This window comes from Rhizobium sp. BK379 (assembly GCF_014193955.1).
Classification (GTDB): Bacteria; Pseudomonadota; Alphaproteobacteria; order Rhizobiales; family Rhizobiaceae; genus Rhizobium.
Window position 1 is genome coordinate 1 of the sequence record NZ_JACIAD010000009.1, and the last position, 21370, is coordinate 21370.

A 21370-nucleotide genomic window follows, 5' to 3' on the forward strand; every position below is an offset into this window, starting at 1 on the left:
TGGCCGGGGCAGTCGACGTGCGCATAGTGACGGTTCGGCGTCTCATACTCGACGTGAGCCGTCGAAATGGTGATGCCGCGTGCCTTTTCTTCCGGCGCAGCGTCGATCTGGTCATACGCCTTGAACTCACCGAAGTACTTCGTGATCGCTGCCGTCAGAGACGTCTTGCCGTGGTCAACGTGGCCGATCGTGCCAATGTTGACGTGCGGCTTGTTGCGCTCAAACTTACTCTTTGCCATTTGAATGCTTCCTGTGGACGTAAAATGGGTGACCCCGGCGAACCGGTTTAGTGCCGCCGTTTAAGGCTTTCGGCGAAATTGCGCAAGACTTAATTGCAGACGCCATTCTTGGCGTGCCAGCGCATATGGGAGATAATTCGCAACCCGCAAGGCGATTCGCCCGCACTCTCCCGAAAACGCCTGAAATCCAAGGCAAAATCGAGAGGTATTGCCGCTTCCGGCTTTATTGAGGCAGGTGCGGACCGGTGCTTCCGCGAGCGATGCCCGGATGCCTTGCAATACCGGCGGCGCAATGCCTGCCAACAAGATTAGCTTACATTTTACCAATTGATTTCACGGAACGGGAAAACTTTCATGATATCCCTCTAATATACGGAGGGACACTCAATGCAATCGGAGAGCTATAGCAACCACTATTCGGCATTCACGGAAGACCATCGTGCGTTCGGCTATCCGCGTGACGACGACGATACGGATACGAACACGAGCGTCAAAAGGAACACGGGCCAGTCGTCGGTCTTCATCGCCGGCATTGCCATAGGGGTGCTCGGCTACTGGATGATCGGCAATTTCATGAACCTCGTTTTCGAGTTCTGAAAGCCGGCGCGATCCTGCGATGATATCGGAGAAGCTGGAGCGGGTAGCGGGAATCGAACCCGCGTATTCAGCTTGGAAGGCTGCTGCTCTACCATTGAGCTATACCCGCGGGGTTGGTCCGATCCAATGACGAATGGTGGAGAGAGTTGGATTTGAACCAACGTAGGCTGAGCCAACGGATTTACAGTCCGTCCCCTTTAACCACTCGGGCATCTCTCCAGTTTTTCGTCCGGATCTTGAAGACCAAGTTTGTCAGACATTGAAGCGTTGCCGCCCGTCGTCTGCGCCGCGTATATGACCGGACGATTTCAGTCTGTCAACACGATGACAATGGAAAAGACAGGAAAAATTTCATCGCCTGTTGAAAGCCGGCACATGAAAGAAAGCCTATGCGGCAACAGGCGCCATCGTTATAAAGCCGCATGAGCAAAGATAACAAATCCGGCGACAAGCCCGCCACCGACAAGTCCGCAAAGGACACGCATTACGCAACATTGCGGCGCGCGCATCGCGACGGCAAGCGCGAACGCGGTGAAATCCCGACACCCGCGCCACAGAAACGCAAGCGTGGCGGAGACGACTGGAAACCGCCCGCATTGGCTCCCGACCAGGTCTTCCTCTACGGCCTTCATACCGTTCGCGCCGCGCTCGAAAACCCTGAACGCAGGAACATCAAGCTGTCGGTGACACAGAATGCTCTGGCACGGCTGGAGATCGATCCGGATACGATCGGCATCCCGCTCGAAATGGTTTCTCCTCAAGATATCGACAAGGTGCTCGGCCCGGAGGCGATCCATCAGGGGGTAATGCTCGAAACGCGCCCCCTGCCCGTCCGACGGTTGGAAGCACTGAAGAATAGCCCATTGCTTCTCGTGCTCGATCAGGTGACCGATCCGCACAATGTCGGCGCCATCATGCGTTCGGCCGTCGCCTTCAATGCAGGCGCCGTTATCACCACCCAGAGACACAGCCCCACCGAATCGGGCGTGCTCGCCAAATCGGCTTCCGGCGCGCTGGAGCTCATACCTTATATACAGATCACCAATCTCTCGGATGCGCTCGGCGAGTTGCACAAGCTCGGCTTCTTCACGATCGGGCTCGATTCGGAAGGACCGGCAGCGCTAGAAGGCACTTTTTCGGGCGACAGAATCGCGCTGGTTCTCGGCTCGGAAGGTAAGGGCCTGCGGCAGAAGACGCGGGAGACGGTCAACGCGCTCGCACGGCTCGATATGCCCGGCGCCATCAAATCGCTGAACGTATCGAATGCCGCGGCGATTGCCCTTTATGCGGCAAGGCTGCACGTGAAAGCGTAGGCGGCAGCCGACAGGTTTCCGTTGTATCACGCGCAGTCAATTGAGAGCGGAGGCCTGCTTGGCGGGCCATCGCGGTTGAACACCTGCCCTCATGGTCCATATTGGGCCTTGGAAAGAGCGCGCCGGTCGCTAAGATCGGCGACGCATTTTACCCTCGGGGCGTCGGTAAAAAGGAAATCCGCATTATGGCATTTCGACCGCTGATCTTCGGCGTTCTCTTCATCGCGGTCTTCGTCATGGTCATTTTGAGCATCATCTGGGTGGACAAGTCGCACCCTATCCGCCAACCTGATCCCCTGGCGCCATCAACGACGCCATCCAATCCTCCTCCATCCGTGCAATAGCAGATCCGGAACCGGTAAAGCGGTCAGACGTTAATCCCCGCAGACAAACAGGGATTCAATGTCTATGCGCCTGATGATTGCCGTCGTTGTCGTCATGATTGCCTCCGTTCTCAGCATCGCAATGATGTCACCGTCCGGTGCGGGGCAGACCGGCAATGGTACGAAGATCGAATCGAGCGTGAACGAACCCGCGCAAAAGTGACTGCGCATCGTCTCATCGGACAAGGCGCAGACAATGCGTCTGAACCGATCAAGCAAAAATCCCGCCGCGAGAAATTGCGGCGGGATTTTTCTGGAGCTGGAATTACTTTCTCGGTTAGCGATCAGCTCCGGTAGAGCCAATAGGGTCCACCATGGTGGCGCCGCCACTCGTGACGCTCGCGCCAACGCTCTTCCCGCCATGGGTTCCAGCGGCGTTCATAGCCCCAGGCCGGGCGCCAGTAGCGACGCTCACGCCACTCACGGCGCTCTCGCCAGTCACGGCGATCGCCCCAATCGCGATCACCCCGATCGCGGTCACCCCAATCCCGATCGCCGCCGCGGACCTGGATAATATCGCCCTGTTGAGCGACTGCCGAACGCTCGAGAGGGATGGCCGCAGCCGGAGCTACAGCGGAAAACAAAGTACCGGCCGAAAGGGCGGCTGCTAGGAGAAGACTGGAGATCCTCATGGCTCACTTCCTCGTTTCTGATGAAGCGAGAATGGCCTGATGTCCCTGAATTGCTGCTGAAGCGAGCCTTCAGTCTCCGTTCATGTAGTGGAATGGCCTTTTAAAGCTGGTGCCCCCGCGCTTGTTTATTGATAGGCCGCTGTTAGAAGCTGTTGAAGCGAAATGGAGCGGTCATTTTGCGCCACGCCCCTTGCCTATGTCCGGTATAGCGACATTTTCCATTCCGGTGCGTTGTCAGGGAAGGTAATCATGAAGAGTAGATTCCGGACACTCATAGTTAGCGCCGCACTGATCGGCGTGAGCATACTCGCTTCGTCCTGCACGACACACCCGGCTACAAATCGCCCCGATTTCCAATATCAGCCCAGGACTTCCGTCAATCCCGCCTGCGCCCACGGGTTCAGGCCCACCAACGCGCTGTCTTGCAGCTACTGAAGTGTTCCAGTCGCATCGCGAAACTTGACGCCAGTACCGTTTCCGTTCGAATCGATAAAGCAGGGCCACCTGCGACGACATCCCTCGTTCCTGAGGAATCACAGCTGCATCGGCAAAAGCCCGGAAAACACGGTAACTCTCGAAATAATTTGCGCACAAAAAAACCGCCTCAGACGGGCGGCATTCTGATTAAGCGTTTGATATCGCTTGCGATTGTATGGTGCCCCCGGCAGGGTTCGAACCCGCGACCCCCTGATTACAAATCAGGTGCTCTACCAACTGAGCTACAAGGGCAATGCGTGCGAAGTAGCAGATTCTGATCTTTTGTAAAGAAAATTTGCCCTTTCCGGCTGTCCTTTGACGCTATCCACAGCGGCTGCCGATCAATGCACTGGTTGGGAAAAGCCTGCGAGGCTTGGATATGGACCTGTTGGTCCTTCGAATCGTCCGGCGATTTACGGGAGCCCAAGATCATCCGAACTTCGCCCGCAACGCAAAACGTCTTGTCGTACAAGCCCTTTATCCTTTAGCTAGAGCAGCATAACAAAGGGCATTGCATGGGCCGTTCATTTCAGACGCTTTCTTTTATCGCCTCGCCGACCACGGAAGCACTCGCCGCGCGAGACGAATTGATTCGCCTTTATGGCGACGTGCCTGCGAACGAAGCCGATGTCATCGTTGCGCTCGGCGGCGACGGCTTCATGCTTCAGACGCTGCACAGCACGATGAACAGCGGCAAACTCGTCTACGGCATGAATTGCGGCTCGGTCGGCTTTCTCATGAACGACTACAAGACTGCCGACCTGCCTGACCGCATTTGTGCCGCCGTCGAGAATGCCTTTCATCCGCTGAAGATGACGACGTCCAATGCCGACGGCAGCAAGTCCTCGGCGCTTGCAATCAACGAGGTCTATCTTTTCCGGCAATCCTATCAGGCAGCGAAGCTCAGGGTGGAAATCGACGGACACGTGCGATTGGAGGAATTGATCTGCGATGGGTTGATGGTGGCAACGCCCGCGGGCTCGACGGCCTACAATCTTTCTGCCCACGGCCCGATCCTGCCGCTTGACGCGCCTCTTCTCGCCATGACGCCCGTGAGCGCCTTCCGGCCGCGGCGCTGGCGCGGAGCGCTGCTTCCCAACCGGGTGACCGTCGACATCCATATTTTGGAAGCGGAGAAGCGGCCGGTAAATGCGGTCGCCGACAATACGGAGATCAAATCCATACTCCAGGTGCGCATCGCCCAGTCCGAAGATATGACGGCACGCATCCTTTCCGATCCTGACCGCTCCTGGTCCGACCGGATTCTGGCAGAACAGTTCGAGGATTGAAATGATGGCGATGCGGCAAGCAGTGATAATGGCGCTCCTCGTTTCGGGATGGTCGGTCGCCGCCGAGGCGCAGACCGTTCATGACGACATTCTCCCGGCCTCGATCATCTTCGCGACCAGTACGGGCTATTGGGAAGATGACGGCAATTCGCTTCCGGTGGAACGTGCCCCGACAACCACGCAAAGCGTCAGCGCACAAAATGTGAGCGGCGGGGCTGCCAAGCCGGAGCAGCGGCACGGCTATTACAAGCTTTTTGCCGTGCGTCAGGCGGACAAGACTTCAAGGGTCTTTCTGCAGCAGATCGCGCAGATAGACGACGGACCTGCCATTCTTTCGACGGTCGAACTGCAGGAAATCAGCGATCTCAAGCCCTATATCACTGACATCCGGCCCGAAAATTCGAGCGGCTTCATCAAGGAACCTGGCCTTTTCGCCACCGTCTATCTGAAGACCGATCCGGCTGCCGAGCCCGACGGCTGGACAGTGCTGATCGACGAGTTTGGGGATATTACCGTGGAGAAGGCGACCAACTGAGGTCGCGGACTATTCATCGGGGCTAAGCCGTTAAACCTGACTTCGAGAAGGCCCACTCCACGACGAGACGCGACTGGGCGATCGGGAGACGTTCTTTCACGGAATGGACATTTCAGCGGGTATCTGAAAATAGAAAAGCCCCGTTTCCGGGGCTTCCTAGCTCAATATGATTTTTGCAGTTTAGTCGACGTCGTCGACGACCGCATCGGCTGCCCCGCTGATGCGGTGAGCGAGTGCTGCTTCCATGAACTCGTTCAGATCGCCATCGAGCACGTCATCGGGAGCGGTGCTCGCAACGCCGGTGCGCAAGTCCTTGACGAGCTGGTAGGGCTGCAGAACGTAGGAGCGGATCTGGTGGCCCCAACCGATATCCGTTTTGGAAGCGGCTTCTGCGTTGGCGGCGTCCTCGCGCTTCTTCAGCTCCGCTTCGTACATGCGGGCGCGCAGCATGTCCCAGGCCTTGGCGCGATTCTTGTGCTGCGAACGCTCCTGCTGACACTGCACGACGATGCCTGTCGGTATATGCGTGATGCGCACGGCCGAGTCTGTCGTGTTGACGTGCTGGCCGCCAGCGCCCGACGAACGGTAGGTGTCGATACGGCAATCACTTTCGTTGATCTCGATCTGGATCGAGTCATCAACGACGGGATAGACCCAAATCGACGAGAAGGACGTGTGGCGGCGCGCATTGCTGTCGTAAGGCGAGATGCGCACCAGACGGTGCACGCCAGATTCGGTCTTCAGCCAGCCATAGGCGTTGTGGCCCTTTACGAGCAGCGTTGCGGACTTGATGCCGGCCTCTTCGCCGTCATGCACTTCCAAAAGCTCGACCTTGAAGCGCTGGCGCTCGGCCCAGCGAGTGTACATGCGCAGAAGCATGTTCGCCCAGTCCTGGCTTTCCGTGCCGCCTGCGCCGGAATGGACTTCCAGATAGGTGTCGTTGCCATCGGCTTCGCCTGACAGCATGGCTTCGACCTGTCGCCGGGCCGCCTCGGCCTGCAGGCTTTTCAGCGCGGCCTCAGCTTCCTTGACGATGCTTTCGTCGCCTTCTTCTTCCCCGAGATCGATGAGCTCGACATTGTCGGAAAGCTGCTGTTCCAGCGCCTTGACGCCATTGATGCCGTCATCGAGCTGCTGACGCTCGCGCATCAGCTTCTGGGCTTCCTGCGCATCGTTCCAGAGGTTGGGGTCCTCTGCCTTGTTATTCAACCAGTCCAGTCGTCTTACCGCCTGGTCCCAGTCAAAGATGCCTCCTCAGCAGGGTGATAGCCTGCTTGGTTTCATCGACTACGTTCTGGATTTCCGCTCGCATTTTCCTGCTTCTTTGCTTCGGTATTCTGTGAGTGCCGGGGTATTCTGCAAGGCTGGTGACATAGAGACGCCCGCCGCGGATGTAAAGAGCCGTGGCGGGCGCAAAGGCAATCGGTCTCGATCAGAACAGGCCGGGCGTGTTGGTCTGCACCGCCTGGTTTGCCTGGGGCGACGTACGCAGGATTTCTTCCGGCGCCATCGTGCCATCCATGCCGATGACGGAGAAGCTGTCAGCGGGACCGGTGCCCGGCTTGAAGGCTTCGATGATGGTGCCTGGCTCGCCATCGGCAGCAGCCATGCCGGTCTTGCGGTTGATCGCGATCATGTTCATGCCGGCCGGGACCACGAACTTGGATTCCGGCATGTCCTTGACGGCCGCCTGCATGAATTCATTGAAGATCGGCGCCGAGAGAACGCCGCCCGTACCGCCGCGTCCGAGCGGTGCCGGCGTATCGAAGCCGAGATAGAGGCCCGCCACCAGATCCGGCGTGAAGCCGACAAACCAGGCGTCCTTTTCATCGTTGGTCGTACCGGTCTTGCCGGCAACGTCACGGCCGGAGAGATCGACCTTGCCAGCGGCCGTACCGCGCTGGATGACACCCTGCATCATCGAGGTGATCTGGTAGGAGGTCATCGGATCGAGAACTTGTTCGCGGTTGTCGACGATGTTGGGTTCTTCCTGGTTCTGCCAGTCGCCGGCATTGCAGCCTTCGCAAAGACGCTCTTCATGCTTGAAGATCGTCTTGCCATAGCGGTCCTGGATGCGGTCGATCAGGGTCGGCTTGATCTGCTTGCCGCCATTGGCAATGACCGAATAAGCCGAGACCATGCGCAGCACCGTCGTTTCACCCGAACCGAGCGACATGGCGAGCAGCGGCGGCATCTTGTCGTAGACGCCGAAACGTTCGGCATATTCGGCAACGATGTTCATGCCGAGGTCATTGGCGAGGCGCACCGTCATCAGGTTGCGCGAATTCTCGATACCGGAGCGCAGCGTCGAGGGGCCGCCGACTTCGCCGCCGTAGTTTTCCGGCTTCCAGACCTGACCGCCCGAAACGATCTCGATCGGCGCGTCCATGATGACCGAGGCCGGCGTGTAGCCGTTGTCCATGGCAGCGGCGTAAACGAACGGCTTGAAGGAGGAACCCGGCTGGCGCATCGCCTGCGTTGCGCGGTTGAATTCCGACTGGGCATAGGAGAAGCCGCCGACCATGGCGAGAACGCGGCCGGTCTTCGGGTCCATGGCGACAAGACCACCCTGAACCTTCGGCGGCTGGCGCAGACGATAGGAGGTCGAATTGTCGCCGCCGAGGCGCTCGACGTAGACGACATCTCCGGCCGAGACGACGCCGACCGGCGACTTCGTCGTCTTGCGGTCGCCGGCGGCGGAGCGGAATGCCCACTGCATATCCTTGGCTGCAATCGAACCACGCTCGCGTTGGGCTGCGACCTTGCCGCCGCCATCCTTGGGTGGCTGAAGGCCGATATCGACGCTGTCACTGGAAACAGCGAGCACGACTGCCAGGCGCCATTCCGGCACGTCCGAGAGAGCGGGCACTTCGGCGAGCGCCGGACCCCAATCACCCGACATGCTGATCTGCTTGACCGGTCCATGGAAACCGCGACGCTCGTCGTAATTGGTCAGGCCGTCCTGCAGCGCCTTGCGCGCAAAGAGCTGCATCTGCGGATCGAGCGACGTGCGCACCGAGAGGCCGCCCTCGTACAGCGACTTCTCGCCATACTGATCGATGAGCTGGCGACGGACAGCCTCGGCGAAATAATCGGAAGCAAAAAGAGACGGTCCGCTATTGCGGGCGGTGACGCCGAGCGGCTGCTTCTTGGCATCCTCGCCGTCGCTCTGGCTCACATAACCATTCTCGACCATGCGGTCGATGACCCAGTTACGGCGCTCAAGTGCTGCATCCGGATGGCGGAAGGGATGATAATTTGCCGGCCCCTTCGGCAGCGATGCGAGATAGGCAGATTCGGCGATCGTCAGTTCGGTGACCGACTTGTTGAAATAGGTGAGCGAGGCACTGCCGATACCGTAGGAGTTCAGACCGAAAAAGATCTCGTTGAGGTAAAGCTCGAGGATCTTGTCCTTGCTGTAGGCCTGCTCGATGCGGAAGGACAGGATCGCTTCCTTGATCTTGCGGTCGATCGTCTGGTCGGAGGTCAGAAGGAAGTTCTTTGCCACCTGCTGGGTAATCGTCGATGCACCGACCGGGCGGCGGCCGGAGCCGAAATTCTGAAGGTTGACGAGGATGGCACGGCCAAGACCGGTCAGATCGACGCCGGGATGGTTGTAGAAATTCTTGTCTTCGGCCGACAGGAAAGCAGCCTTGACGCGGTCCGGGATAGCCTGGATCGGCAGGAAGAGGCGCTTTTCCTTGGCGTATTCGGCCATGAGCGCACCATTACCCGCATGGACGCGGGTGGTGACCGGCGGGGCGTAGCTGTTGAGCACAGCATAGTCAGGAAGATCCTTCGCGACATTCGCAATGTAGACGGCAACAACCGCCGCGGCGCCCAGGAACAGGACGCATGCTATCCCGAAGAAATATCCAAGAAGTCTAACCATATTTTTCAGCTACCGGTATTTCTAATCATTAGATCGGCGCAGCCGCACAATCGCACAGATCATGTCTCTTTGCACGTTGCGCGGCTTACTCCATGCGCGCTGGCGCTACAAGCCGATTTCGTCTCACTTGCGCGAAACATATAGATCGGAGTAACGGCGCGAATGTGAGCAAAATAGGGCCCGTCCTGCCACTTTCCGCTCCCCTTTCCGCAAGGGCTCCGGTTTAGGCGCGAGTGTCACTTCCAGGCAACGCCCGGTTTACCCGCCATTCGCCATCAGGCCCGTGCGGTAGCGCTTCACCGCATCGGCCAGGAGATCGGCCATCTTCAACCGCCAGGCATCATCGAGCAGGCGTTTTTCGTCTTCGACATTGGAGAGGAAGCCGAGCTCGAGCAGGATCGACGGAACGTCCGGCGCCTGCAGCACCCGAAAACCCGCGTGACGGTGCGGATTGTTGATCGTGCCAACCTGATCCTTGAAAGAGGCAAGCACGCTTTCGGCGAGCGAAATCGAAAAGGCCTGCGTCTCACGCCGCGTCAGGTCCAGCAGAATATCAGCGACCTCAGGCGGTTCGGCGGTCGTTTCCTTGCCGGCGATCTGGTCCGACAGGTTTTCGCGTTCGGCAAGATCGGCGGCGAGCTTGTCCGAAGCCTTGTCTGAAATCGTGTAGACCGTCGCGCCGCGAATATCCTTCTGCTTCAGCGTATCTGCGTGCAGCGAAATGAAAAGGCCCGCATGGTTCTGCCGGGCAATCAGCACACGCTGCGAGAGCGACAGGAATTCGTCGTCGTCGCGCGTCAGGAAAGCCTTGATGCCCGGCTCCTTGTTCAGGCGATCAGCCAGCGCCTTGGCGAAGGCAAGCGTCACCTGCTTTTCCTCTGTCTTCGTATCGACGCCGATGGCGCCCGTATCGATGCCGCCGTGGCCGGCATCGACGGCGATGACGAAATCACCGGGTGCAGCCTTTTCCGGCTGGGGAATGGCACTCGTCGTCTCCGCCGCATCCGCCTTGTCGCTCCAGGATTGGGTCTTCACAAGCTCGGCGAATTTCTGCTTGTCGATCATCTCGGCATCGAGAACGAGCCTGTGATCATTGCCGCTCTCATCCGTCTGCACCTTGGCAAGGGCGAGTTGGACCGGGCGTGCCGCCGTCAACACGATGCGGGCGCTGCCTTCATCCATGGCGCCATAACGGATGTCCTTGAAGAGGCCGCGCGCCTCGAGATCTTTGGCCGGAAAGCCGAAAGCGGTTGCCGGCAGGTCGACGACGATGCGCTCAGGATTGGCAATATAATGGACGGAAAAACGGGGCTCGCGGTCGAAATCGATGACGATGCGGGTCCTGGCATCGTCGCCAACGATACGCGCTCCGTAGGCCAGCAAGGGATTCTTCGCGTCGGCGGCACTTCCAGGAACCGCGCAAAGCATTGCGAAGCCGAAAAGCCCCGCTGCAAAACCCAATTTTCGCCCTGCGGACAACTTCGCCGCGATCCGAAACCTCTTAAACAATAGCCCGCCACACCCTATTTACTCTGCGATGGACCTTACACCGTCCCCGCTGACGCCCGCTAGAGGCGAGCGCATACGCACCGACCCATGAATCGGGATCGTTTATCCCCGACAAGTTTATGCGATACGAAATCCATCAATATTATGGCACATTTGGCTTTTCCCTTGCTATTGTGACAGAGAAAACATACAACGAATTTTAGGGTAGAAGTGTTGACGGGATAGAGTCGCCGCAAGGCAGCCAGCCGGCCCCCGGACCTGGCGCCACAACCGGTAATCGTCCGCCGTCTAACGCATTTCCACTCGAGAACTGGATCCTGATTTTCCGGCTTCGTGCTGGGATTTCATCGGTGGATCAGCCACCACGCTCTCAGGGAGCAAACTCATCGGACCCGAAACGGGTCTTTGTCATTGTCGATCACGCTTGGTTGTTGATGGTTTCGCAGCAGGTTTTATCTGAAGTGTACAGGCCCCGGAACGAAATCGTTTCGGCTGCGGTCTGGCTGCTGCCTTCTCCCTCGCACCAATCGCGACTTTCATTATCCGGCGCGGCCACGGCGGACCGCATTCTTCCTGTGTCAACAGCAGTCGGGAATGCGCTCTCGCGGCCTCGCCGAGGAGCTCAGCTTACATGGCAGACAAAATGCTTATCGATGCGTCTCACGAGGAAGAGACGCGCGTCGTTGTCGTTCGCGGGAACCGCATAGAAGAATTTGACTTCGAGTCCCAGCACAAGAAGCAAATCCGCGGCAACATCTATCTTGCAAAGGTAACGAGGGTCGAACCCTCGCTGCAGGCCGCCTTCGTCGATTACGGCGGCAACCGGCACGGCTTCCTGGCCTTCGCCGAAATCCACCCTGATTATTACCAGATACCGCTGGCAGATCGCCAGGCCCTGCTTCGCGCCGAAGCGGAGGAGCATCGCCGCGACGAAGATGTCGAGCATGTCGAGACTGCCCCGCTCGTCGATCTCTCGACCCAGGATCAGCCCGATATCGGCATCGTTCCGGTCGAGCAGCCCGAGGCGGTTGCTGCAGAAGAAGTAGCTGCGCCCGCCGAAGAGGCTGCACCCGTCGCCGAAGAAGCGCCGGCCAAGAAGCCCCGCGCCCGCCGCAGCCGCAAGAAGGCAGCCGAGCCGGTTGCAGAAGAAGCAGCGGCGCCGGAAGCATCGGTCGCCGACAACGATGACGAAGGTTCGACCGGCGGCGAGATGGCCGCGATGGTTGAAACGGACACCATCTCCGAGGATGTCGACGTTTCCAAGCGTCGTCATGACGACGACGATGATGACGACGACCATGGCGAAGAGGAAGTCATCGAATCCGTCGGCGCCGAAGACGCGATGGAAGAGGTTCCGGATCGTGTTCAGCGCAAGCCGCGCAAGCAATACCGCATCCAGGAAGTCATCAAGCGCCGCCAGATCCTGCTGGTGCAGGTCGCCAAGGAAGAGCGCGGCAACAAGGGTGCTGCCCTCACCACCTATCTCTCGCTCGCAGGCCGCTATTCGGTTCTGATGCCGAACACGGCGCGCGGCGGCGGCATTTCCCGCAAGATCACCAACCCGCAGGACCGCAAGCGGCTGAAGGAAATCGCCCGCATGCTGGAAGTGCCGCAGGGCATGGGTGTGATCCTGCGCACGGCCGGTGCCAACCGTACCAAGGTCGAGGTCAAGCGCGACTTCGAATATCTGATGCGCCTGTGGGAGAACGTCCGCACGCTGACGCTCGCCTCGACGGCTCCCTGCCTCGTCTACGAGGAAGGTTCGCTCATCAAGCGCTCGATCCGTGACCTCTACAACAAGGATATCGGCGAGATCATCGTCTCCGGCGAAGAAGGCTATCGCGAAGCGAAAGACTTCATGAAGATGCTGATGCCGAGCCACGCCAAGGTGGTTCAGCCCTATCGCGATCTCCACCCGATTTTCTCGCGCTCCGGCATCGAGGCGCAGCTCGACCGTATGCTGCAGCCGCAGGTGACGCTGAAGTCCGGCGGCTACCTGATCATGAACCAGACGGAAGCGCTGGTTTCGATCGACGTCAACTCCGGCCGTTCAACCCGTGAACACTCGATCGAGGACACGGCCCTCCAGACGAACCTCGAAGCAGCGGACGAAGTCGCCCGCCAGCTTCGTCTGCGCGACCTTGCCGGCCTGATCGTCATCGACTTCATCGACATGGAAGAGAAGCGCAACAACCGCGCTGTCGAGAAGAAGCTGAAGGAATGCCTGAAGAACGACCGCGCCCGCATCCAGGTCGGCCGTATCTCGCATTTCGGCCTTCTGGAAATGTCGCGCCAGCGCATCCGCGCTTCCGTTCTCGAATCGACGACGCAGGTCTGCTCGCATTGCGGCGGCACCGGCCACGTTCGTTCGCAGTCTTCCGTTGCGCTGCATGTGCTGCGCGGCGTCGAGGAATATCTGCTCAAGAACACGACGCACAATATCACCGTTCGCACGACGCCCGATATCGCGCTCTACCTGCTCAACCACAAGCGCCAGACGATCGTCGATTATGAAGCCCGCTTCGGTGTGGCGATCATCATCGATGCTGACGGTTCGGTCGGCGCGCAGCATTTCGCGATCGATCGCGGCGAGCCGGTCGAAAACCCTGTCAAGATCGAAAGCCTCTTCAACTTCGCAGCCATCCCCGATGACGATGATGACGATGTCGTTATCGAGCACGACGAGGAGGAAGACGAAGAGTTGGAAGAAAAGCCTGCCGCCGCCGACCGTCCTGCTGCCCGTGCAGAGGCCGAAGGCGAAGGTGGACGCAAGCGCAAGCGCCGCCGCCGTCGTCGCGGCCGCAACGGCAATGCCGAGCAGCAGGTTGCTGCAGATGCAGTTTCCGGCGAAGCTGACGATGGCGATGAGGGCGAGGACGAGGGCAGCGAGGGCGACAGTGATGCCGCCGAAGGTGCTGCGGAGGACCGCGCCGAAGGTGATGACTCCCAGCGCCGCAAGCGCCGCCGTCGCGGCAAGCGTGGCGGTCGTCGCAACCGTGGTGAGGAAGGCGCCGAGACGAGCGCTGCTTCCGAGGGCGGCGATGCCGACGAAGGCGATGATACCGCAGCCGAGGAAAGCGCGGAGACCGAAGCCGAAGTAATCGAAGTCGCTACGGTCGACGTTGTCGATGCTCAGCCGGCCATGGCGGCTATCGAAGGCAGCGAGAGCGTTGCCGAAGAGGTCAAGCCGGCACGTGGCCGTGGCCGCGGTCGCCGCAAGGCTGCTGCCGCGCCTTCGCCGGTCGAGGAGCCTGTGATCGAAGCGCCGGCTGTGGAAGCAGAAGCCGAGCCGGAAGTGACAGAAGCGTCTGCAGATCTTGCCGAGCCTGTTCAGGAAGAGGCCAAGCCGGCTCGCGCTAACCGCGGATCCAATATCTCGTCTTCCGAGCCGACGGTCACCTCGAACCGCACCGATAACGGTGAAGCCGAAGGTGAAGGCAAGCCGAAGAAGGCAGGCTGGTGGCAGCGCCGCGGCTTCTTCTGAAAGATGATTTTTGGCGATAAGTGACATGATCCGGCTGTGGCGACGCAGCCGGATTTTTTGTGCCACAGATGACGAATACTCAGCCTGTGGCCAAAGGGAAAAGGCTTAGAGTGTGCGGCCGAGCCAGACAGAGGCTTCCGATGCCGGGATGAGCGGCGGGATCAGACGCTCGAAGCCGCGGGAGGACCAGAAGCGCAGGCCGCTCTGGTTGTCGGCGTTGACGCCGAGGTGAATGCCGCGCACACCTGCCTGACGCGCTTCAGATATCCACTGCTCCAGAAGACGGCTTCCGACCCCCTGCCCCTGCAGGCGTGGCATCAGGTTCATATGGATATGAGCCGGGTAGGCCGTGACGATCTCAGCCCACGTGGTGCGCGGATGATGGATCGCAAAGCTGCGGCGCTCGTCGGCCATCCATCCAGAGGGATCGCCGGCCGGATCGGCATATTGATCGCGCAGGGCGGGCCACCAGTCACGTTCAAGGCGCGTTTCGAAGGCGGCTGTATCGTAGGTGCCGACGATGTAGCCGGCGATTCCGATCTCATCCTCTGCAACGAGGGTCGTTTGCGGGTTGAGCACGACATAGGGCGCAGAATAGATATGGCCGATCAGGCGGCCGTCACGGTAGAGGTGGCTCGCATCCTGACCGCCATTGCCGGTCGCAAGCGAAATGCCGTAGATCTGATCGAGATCGTCCCGCCGTGCGTTCCGAAACACCTGTATCAAGCCGCTGGCGGGTAAAGCAGATCGACGATGTAGCTGGCGTCGAAACGGGAATCGAGCATGCCGTAGGTCGAGCGCCAGCCGCCCGCCAGACGGGTCTCGATGAAAGCGTCGGCAATGCGCCCTGCTCCGAGCCGATAGAGCTCGGCGGCGCCGGCAACGAGCGCCAGCTGCTCGACGAGCAGGCGGGCAGCGCCCTCATCCTGTTCGCAAAGCGCGATCGCGGCGCGCAGCACATCGATCGTCTTCTTTCCGGCCGGTCCAAGATCGCGCGCAAAACCTGCAAACACCGTCTCGAACAGATCCTTGCCGCGGTTCAGCACACGCAGCACATCGAGCGCCATGACGTTGCCCGAACCTTCCCAGATCGCATTGACCGGCGCTTCGCGGTAGTGGCGGGCGATCGGGCGTTCTTCGATGTAACCGCTGCCGCCGATGCATTCCATCGCCTCGTAGATCAACGACGGGGCAATCTTGCAGCACCAGTATTTGGCGACCGGTGTCATGACGCGGGCATAGGCGGCATCTTCGGCATTGCCGCGCGCCTTGTCGAAGGCATCGGCCAGGCGGAAGGAAAGAGCTGTTGCGGCGGCAACATCGAGCGCCATGTCGGCGAGCACCCGCGTCATGATCGGCTGATTGACCAGCATCTTGCCAAAAACGCTGCGGCCGCGGGTGTGATGCACGGCTTCGGCCAGCGATGCGCGCATGATGCCCGAGGAGGCAAGCGCGCAATCGAGCCGCGTCAGCGTCACCATATCGAGGATAGTCCGGATGCCGGCATCAGGACCGCCGAGCAGGAAACCGAACGTATCGGTGAACTCCACTTCGGACGAAGCATTCGAGCGGTTGCCGACCTTGTCCTTCAGGCGCTGGAATTGCAGGCCGTTGGCGGAACCATCTTCCAGCAGCCGCGGCACCAGGAAGCAGCCCATGCCCTCCTTGGTCTGCGCCAGCATGATGAAGGCGTCGCTCATCGGCGCGGACATGAACCATTTATGGCCGGAGAGCCGGTAAATGCCTTCGCTCACTTTTTCCGCGGCGGTCTTGTTGGCGCGAACATCCGTACCGCCCTGTTTCTCCGTCATGCCCATGCCGATCGTCACGGCGGACTTCTGCATGGCCGGACGGTTCGACGAGTCATATTTGCGCGACAGGATCTTGGGCGCCCAGTCCTTCTGCACCGCAGGCGAGGCCGAGAGAGCGGCAACGGATGCGCTCGTCATCGTCAACGGGCAAAGATGGCCGGATTCAAGCTGCGCCGTCAGGTAGAAACGGGCTGCGCGAATATGGTGGGACTGATCCTTGGCCTCCGTATCGGCCTGCGGATCCCAGACGGAAGAATGCAGGCCGGATGCCATGGAACGGCGCATCAGCGCATGCCAGGCGGGGTGGAATTCGACGATATCAAGACGTTCGCCGCGCGGGCCATGGGTGCGCAGCTGTGGCGTGCCCTGGTTTGCCATGCGCGCCAGTTCCTGCGCTTCCGGCGAGGTCACGAAACGACCCATGTTTTCAAGGTCTTCACGGATGGTGCGCGGCAGCGTGGCAGTCAGATCGACGATCAGCGGATCGGATCTATAGGCATTGATTCCCGACCAGAGGCTTGGCTGGTTGAGTTCGGCGAGTTTGTCTTCAGTCCGGTTTGCGGAGGTCATTGTTCGCTTCTATTTCATGGACCCGGAAAAAGGAAACCGGAAGTTCGTGATTCGCAGATTTCTGCTCTACAGCGCCGCGCCTCTTTTCAGACGCGCAAAGGACGCTGTAGCACCTTAAATTGCTGCATAATTTTATCCATAAATCGATTCCGATTTAAGGAATCATGCAGTAGCGGGATTCGACGGAAAATGCATGGGGAACATGGGATTTGCGCACAGCACGCGCTTGCCCCTTCCCCCCGCACTCTTTATAGACCCCGCGAAGACAAGAAGAGGCAGGGTCATGGTCTTTTTCCCCCACCGCCACCTCATTGGCATCAAGGGCCTCACCGAGCAGGATATTACCTATCTTCTCGACAAGGCTGACGAAGCCGTCAAGATCAGCCGACAGAGAGAAAAAAAGACGTCGACCCTTCGGGGACTGACGCAGATCAACCTCTTCTTCGAGGCATCGACACGAACGCAAGCTTCCTTCGAACTCGCAGGCAAGCGCCTCGGCGCCGACGTGATGAACATGTCGGTCGGCAATTCCTCTGTGAAGAAGGGCGAGACGCTGATCGACACGGCGATGACGCTGAACGCGATGCGGCCGGACGTCCTGATCATCCGCCACTCCAGCGCCGGTGCCGCAGCGCTTCTCGCCCAGAAGGTTTCCTGCTCCGTCGTCAATGCCGGCGATGGCCAGCACGAGCACCCGACACAGGCGCTGCTCGACGCGCTGACGATCCGCCGCGCCAAAGGCCGGCTGTCGCGTATCATCGTGGCAATCTGCGGCGACGTCCTGCATTCACGCGTGGCGCGCTCCAACATCCTGCTTCTGAACGCCATGGGCGCCAGGGTGCGTGTTGTCGCTCCTGCCACGCTGCTGCCGGCCGGCATTGCGGAGATGGGCGTCGAGGTCTTCCATTCGATGAAGGAAGGGCTGAAGGACGCGGATGTGGTGATGATGCTGCGGCTGCAGCGCGAGCGCATGTCCGGCGCCTTCGTGCCGTCGGTGCGCGAATATTACCACTTTTACGGCCTCGACGCGGAAACGCTGAAGGCGGCGAAGGACGATGCGCTCGTCATGCATCCAGGACCGATGAACCGCGGCGTGGAAATCGCCTCCGAAGTCGCGGACGGCCCGCAGAGCGTGATTGCCGAACAGGTGGAAATGGGGGTCGCGGTGCGCATGGCTGTCATGGAGACGCTGCTGGTTTCCCAGAACCAGGGACCCCGCACCGATGGAGTGGGCGCATGAGCAATCTCGTCCTCAAGAATGTCCGCATTGTTGATCCCTCCCGAAATCTCGATGAAGTCGGCACCATCATCGTCAAGGACGGCCTGATCGTCGCAGCCGGCAAGGAGGCGCAGAACCAGGGTGCCCCCGAAGGCGCTACTGTTCGCGATTGCACCGGCTTCGTCGCCACGCCTGGCCTCGTCGACGCACGCGTCCATATCGGCGAACCGGGCGGCGAACACCGCGAGACGATCGCTTCGGCAAGCCGCGCTGCGGCAGCGGGCGGCGTGACATCCATCATCATGATGCCGGATACCCATCCCGTCATCGACGACATCGCGCTGGTCGAGTTCGTCAAGAAGACGGCGCGGGATACGGCCATAATCAATGTCTATCCGGCAGCGGCCATCACCAAGGGTCTTTCCGGCGAGGAGATGACGGAATTCGGTCTGCTGATGCAGGCGGGCGCCGTCGCCTTCACCGATGCGCATTCCAGCATCTCCGATACGCAGGTTCTGCGCCGGGTGATGACCTATGCCCGCGAATTCGGCGCCGTCATTTCCTGCGCCACGCGTGACAAATATCTTGGCGCCAACGGTGTCATGCATGAAGGCCTGCTTGCAAGCTGGCTCGGCCTCTCCGGCATTCCGAAGGAAGCGGAGGTGATCCCGCTCGAACGCGATCTGCGCATCGCCCAACTGACGCGCGGCAATTACCATGCGGCCATGATCTCCGTTCCGGAATCGGTCGAGGCGATCGAGCTTGCCCGCTCGCGCGGCGTCAAGGTCACCTGCGGTGTCTCGATCAATAATCTGGCGCTGAACGAGAACGACATCGGCGAGTACCGCACCTTCTTCAAGCTCTATCCGCCGTTGCGCTCCGAGGACGACCGGGTTGCCATGGCAGACGCGCTGGCCAGGGGAGCGATCGATATCATCGTGTCCTCGCACGATCCGCAGGATGTCGACACCAAGCGTCTGCCCTTCGGCGAAGCGGAGGATGGCGCTGTCGGGCTCGAAACCATGCTCGCGGCGGCCCTGCGCCTGTATCACAGCGAGCAGGTCAGCCTGATGCGACTGATCGATGCGATGTCGACGCGCCCGGCGCAGATCTTCGGTCTCGATGCCGGCACCCTGAAACCGGGCGCCAAGGCGGATATCGCTCTCATCGACATCGAGGAGCCTTGGCTTGTTGCCAAGGACATGCTTCTTTCCCGCTCGAAGAACACGCCTTTCGAGGATGCGCGATTCAGCGGGCGAGCGATTGCGACCTACGTCGCGGGCAAGCTGGTTTACGGATTGCAGAACTGAGGGCCGCCTTAAGGGCAGATTCTCGTCAGAAGATTGGGAAACAAAATGATATCTGATCTTGTCACCTGGCAGATTACGCTGCCTCTGGCACTTGTCGCCGTCGTGGTCGGCTACCTGCTCGGCTCCATCCCGTTCGGTCTCATCCTCACACGCGCTGCCGGCCTTGGCGACGTGCGCAGCATCGGCTCCGGCAACATCGGCGCCACGAATGTTCTGCGCACCGGCAACAAGAAGCTCGCGGCGGCGACCTTGCTGCTCGACGCGCTGAAGGCTGCCGCTGCGGCCTGGATCATGGCCTATTTCGCGGGAGAGGAAGCGGGCATCATCGCCGGTTTCTTTGCCTTCATCGGCCACCTCTTCCCGGTCTGGATCGGCTTCAAGGGCGGCAAGGGCGTCGCCACCTATATCGGCACATTGCTTGGCGTAGCACCGCTCATGGTTCTTCTCTTTGCCGCCGTCTGGCTGGTAACGGCCTTTATCAGCCGCTACTCCTCACTTTCCGCTCTGCTTGCGATGCTTGTCATTCCGGTTGCATTGTGGATATTGGGCGACGAAAAGGTTGCGGCGATCATGGCGATCATGAGCGTCATCTCCTACTGGAAGCACAAGGCCAATATCTCCCGCCTGATGAGCGGGACGGAAAGCAAGATCGGGGCTAAGGGGTAATGGACGCACGCAGCGCAAAGCCAAAAGGAATTGCGCTGACGGAGAGACAGAGGATCGCCTGGCTGCGGCTGATCCGTTCCGACAATGTCGGACCTGCAACCTTTCGCGATCTCATCAATCATTTCGGTTCGGCGGAAGCAGCACTTTCCATGTTGCCGGAGCTGTCGGCACGCGGCGGCGCGACGCGCTCGATCCGTATTGCCACTGAGGCTGAAGCATATCGCGAGCTTGAGGCGGTGCAACGCTTCGGCGCCCGCTTCGTCGGTATCGGCGAACCTGATTATCCGCAGGCACTGCGCCAGATTGACGGCGCACCGCCGCTGCTCGCGGTCAAGGGTGATCTTTCCATATTGAATAGGCCTGCGGTCGGCATCGTCGGTTCGCGCAATGCTTCCATCAGCGGCGCAAAGTTCGCGGCGATGATTGCCAGAGACTGCGGCCGGGCCGGCTATACGGTCGTCTCCGGCCTTGCGCGTGGCATCGATACGGCCGCCCACCGGGCGAGCCTCAATACCGGCACCATCGCCGCAATGGCAGGAGGGCTGGACCAGCCCTACCCGCCTGAAAATGTTGGGCTGCTGGACGAGATATGGAATGGCTATGGGCTTGCCGTCAGCGAGATGCCTTTCGGCTGGGAGCCGCGTGCGCGTGATTTCCCTCGCCGCAACCGGCTGATTGCGGGCATTTCGCTTGGCGTCGCCGTCGTGGAGGCAGCATTCCGTTCAGGTTCGCTTATCACGGCGCGGATGGCCGGCGAATTCGGGCGGCTGGTCTTTGCCGTACCGGGTTCGCCGCTCGATCCGCGCTGTCACGGCACGAATGGCCTTCTGAAGGACGGCGCGATGATCGTCACTTCGCCTGACGATGTCGTGGAAGCGCTGGCGCCGCTCGCTCAGCCCGATCTCTTTTCACTGTCGTCTGCCGAGGAACCGAAACGCGAAAGTGGCCGGATAGTGCTTCCGCCAGACGAGACGGACCGCACGCTCGTCATCGATGCGCTCGGTCCGACGCCGGTGGAGGTCGACGATATCATTCGTCACACCGGTCTTTCGGCTTCCGCAGTCTATCTTGTTCTTCTGGAGCTGGATATGGCCGGTCGGCTGCATCGCCATGCGGGCGGACAGGTTTCAATTTCCATGACCGACTGAGTTGTCATCGATGCGTGACTGCAGGTCTCCGGCTTCCACATAGGCCATTTCGATGAGATAGCAGAGCATCTCCGCATTTTCATGTTCGGCCACCTTCTGCAATTCTCGGAGCATCTGGCGGATGAAAGCGATGTTTTCGAGCGATTTGCAGCGAGCGGTGTCTTTTCCTGCAACCTTAGGCGCCATAATTGTCTCTCTGAAAACGGAGAGGGCTGCCTTACCAAAGAGCCCGAACCACACTTCAAAAACGATAGCTCAATCATCTTAAATTGCAATAGCCCATAAATCTCGCAATG

19 protein-coding genes and 3 tRNA genes are annotated in these 21370 nt (G+C 59.9%); 11 read left to right on the plus strand and 11 right to left on the minus strand.

What is annotated here, in order from left to right:
* The coding region (locus tag FHT93_RS30070) for a GTP-binding protein (RefSeq protein WP_246781761.1) at positions 1-239 on the minus strand (239 nt) is incomplete at its 3' end.
* A gap of 387 nt (positions 240-626) precedes the next feature.
* On the opposite strand from FHT93_RS30070, the gene FHT93_RS30075 reads away from it, so the two are divergent.
* Positions 627-836, plus strand: a complete 210-nt coding sequence (locus FHT93_RS30075; protein WP_183850899.1) for a hypothetical protein — start codon at positions 627-629, stop codon at positions 834-836.
* Between the two features lie 35 nt (positions 837-871).
* Here the strand turns inward: FHT93_RS30075 and FHT93_RS30080 are convergent.
* Positions 872-945, minus strand: a tRNA-Gly gene (locus FHT93_RS30080).
* Between the two features lie 25 nt (positions 946-970).
* A tRNA-Tyr gene (locus FHT93_RS30085) sits at positions 971-1055 on the minus strand.
* A gap of 203 nt (positions 1056-1258) precedes the next feature.
* Between FHT93_RS30085 and rlmB the strand changes: the two genes are divergently transcribed.
* The 3 genes from rlmB to FHT93_RS30100 all read left to right on the plus strand — a co-directional run bounded on the left by rlmB (position 1259) and on the right by FHT93_RS30100 (position 2695).
* On the plus strand, positions 1259-2149 hold the full coding sequence (gene rlmB, locus FHT93_RS30090; RefSeq protein WP_113014085.1) for a 23S rRNA (guanosine(2251)-2'-O)-methyltransferase RlmB: 891 nt from the start codon (positions 1259-1261) through the stop codon (positions 2147-2149).
* Positions 2150-2334: 185 nt separating this feature from the next.
* Positions 2335-2493 (plus strand): hypothetical protein, encoded by a 159-nt coding sequence (locus FHT93_RS30095; RefSeq protein WP_183850901.1) that lies wholly within the window; start codon positions 2335-2337, stop codon positions 2491-2493.
* 58 nt (positions 2494-2551) lie between these two features.
* On the plus strand, positions 2552-2695 hold the full coding sequence (locus FHT93_RS30100; protein WP_162710083.1) for a hypothetical protein: 144 nt from the start codon (positions 2552-2554) through the stop codon (positions 2693-2695).
* Between the two features lie 121 nt (positions 2696-2816).
* Here the strand turns inward: FHT93_RS30100 and FHT93_RS30105 are convergent, their stop codons facing one another.
* Together FHT93_RS30105 and FHT93_RS30110 are read right to left on the minus strand one after the other, a co-directional pair.
* Positions 2817-3164, minus strand: coding sequence for a hypothetical protein (locus FHT93_RS30105; protein ID WP_113014083.1), 348 nt, complete (start codon positions 3162-3164; stop codon positions 2817-2819).
* A gap of 653 nt (positions 3165-3817) precedes the next feature.
* Positions 3818-3893, minus strand: a tRNA-Thr gene (locus FHT93_RS30110).
* A gap of 263 nt (positions 3894-4156) precedes the next feature.
* On the opposite strand from FHT93_RS30110, the gene FHT93_RS30115 reads away from it, so the two are divergent.
* A complete protein-coding gene (locus tag FHT93_RS30115; RefSeq protein WP_113014081.1) occupies positions 4157-4930 on the plus strand; it encodes an NAD kinase in 774 nt (257 codons plus the stop codon).
* 4 nt (positions 4931-4934) lie between these two features.
* Positions 4935-5465, plus strand: coding sequence for a hypothetical protein (locus FHT93_RS30120; RefSeq protein WP_113014122.1), 531 nt, complete (start codon positions 4935-4937; stop codon positions 5463-5465).
* Between the two features lie 180 nt (positions 5466-5645).
* Here FHT93_RS30120 and prfB read toward each other — a convergent pair.
* From prfB to FHT93_RS30135, 3 genes are all read right to left on the minus strand, one after another.
* Positions 5646-6777 (minus strand): peptide chain release factor 2 gene (gene prfB / locus FHT93_RS30125; RefSeq protein ID WP_162710085.1). Its coding sequence is split into 2 segments (ribosomal slippage): positions 5646-6707 and positions 6709-6777, totalling 1131 coding nucleotides; the frame shifts between segments, so codons are not numbered across the junction.
* 120 nt (positions 6778-6897) lie between these two features.
* On the minus strand, positions 6898-9357 hold the full coding sequence (locus FHT93_RS30130; protein WP_112968090.1) for a penicillin-binding protein 1A: 2460 nt from the start codon (positions 9355-9357) through the stop codon (positions 6898-6900).
* A gap of 258 nt (positions 9358-9615) precedes the next feature.
* Positions 9616-10866: an N-acetylmuramoyl-L-alanine amidase gene (locus FHT93_RS30135; RefSeq protein WP_183850903.1), complete on the minus strand. Its 1251-nt coding sequence runs from the start codon at positions 10864-10866 to the stop codon at positions 9616-9618.
* 631 nt (positions 10867-11497) lie between these two features.
* Between FHT93_RS30135 and FHT93_RS30140 the strand changes: the two genes are divergently transcribed.
* Complete coding sequence (locus FHT93_RS30140) at positions 11498-14350, plus strand: ribonuclease E/G (RefSeq protein ID WP_183850905.1); 2853 nt, start codon at positions 11498-11500, stop codon at positions 14348-14350.
* A gap of 105 nt (positions 14351-14455) precedes the next feature.
* Here FHT93_RS30140 and FHT93_RS30145 read toward each other — a convergent pair whose 3' ends face one another.
* Together FHT93_RS30145 and FHT93_RS30150 are read right to left on the minus strand one after the other, a co-directional pair.
* Positions 14456-15073, minus strand: coding sequence for a GNAT family N-acetyltransferase (locus FHT93_RS30145; RefSeq protein WP_183851124.1), 618 nt, complete (start codon positions 15071-15073; stop codon positions 14456-14458).
* The gene (locus FHT93_RS30150) at positions 15073-16731 is read right to left on the minus strand and encodes an acyl-CoA dehydrogenase family protein (protein ID WP_183850907.1); all 1659 of its coding nucleotides are present in this window, start codon (positions 16729-16731) and stop codon (positions 15073-15075) included. The genes FHT93_RS30145 and FHT93_RS30150 overlap by 1 nt, the downstream gene beginning before the upstream one ends.
* A gap of 283 nt (positions 16732-17014) precedes the next feature.
* Here FHT93_RS30150 and FHT93_RS30155 point away from each other — a divergent pair, with 283 nt between their 5' ends.
* Genes FHT93_RS30155 through dprA form a run of 4 tightly spaced genes read left to right on the plus strand, consistent with a single transcriptional unit; the run spans position 17015 to position 21074 of the window.
* Positions 17015-17971 carry an aspartate carbamoyltransferase catalytic subunit gene (locus FHT93_RS30155; RefSeq protein ID WP_112544507.1) on the plus strand — a complete coding sequence of 319 codons (957 nt, stop codon included), beginning with the start codon at positions 17015-17017 and terminating at the stop codon, positions 17969-17971.
* Positions 17968-19260 carry a dihydroorotase gene (locus FHT93_RS30160; RefSeq protein ID WP_183850908.1) on the plus strand — a complete coding sequence of 431 codons (1293 nt, stop codon included), beginning with the start codon at positions 17968-17970 and terminating at the stop codon, positions 19258-19260. The genes FHT93_RS30155 and FHT93_RS30160 overlap by 4 nt, the downstream gene beginning before the upstream one ends.
* 45 nt (positions 19261-19305) lie before the next feature.
* Positions 19306-19926, plus strand: a complete 621-nt coding sequence (gene plsY / locus FHT93_RS30165) for a glycerol-3-phosphate 1-O-acyltransferase PlsY (protein ID WP_183850910.1) — start codon at positions 19306-19308, stop codon at positions 19924-19926.
* Positions 19926-21074, plus strand: coding sequence for a DNA-processing protein DprA (gene dprA, locus FHT93_RS30170; RefSeq protein WP_183850912.1), 1149 nt, complete (start codon positions 19926-19928; stop codon positions 21072-21074). The genes plsY and dprA overlap by 1 nt, the downstream gene beginning before the upstream one ends.
* On the opposite strand, the gene FHT93_RS30175 is transcribed toward dprA, so the two are convergent.
* Positions 21054-21260: a hypothetical protein gene (locus FHT93_RS30175; protein WP_113204646.1), complete on the minus strand. Its 207-nt coding sequence runs from the start codon at positions 21258-21260 to the stop codon at positions 21054-21056. The two genes, dprA and FHT93_RS30175, sit on opposite strands and share 21 nt — an antisense overlap.
* Positions 21261-21370: the final 110 nt, after the last annotated feature.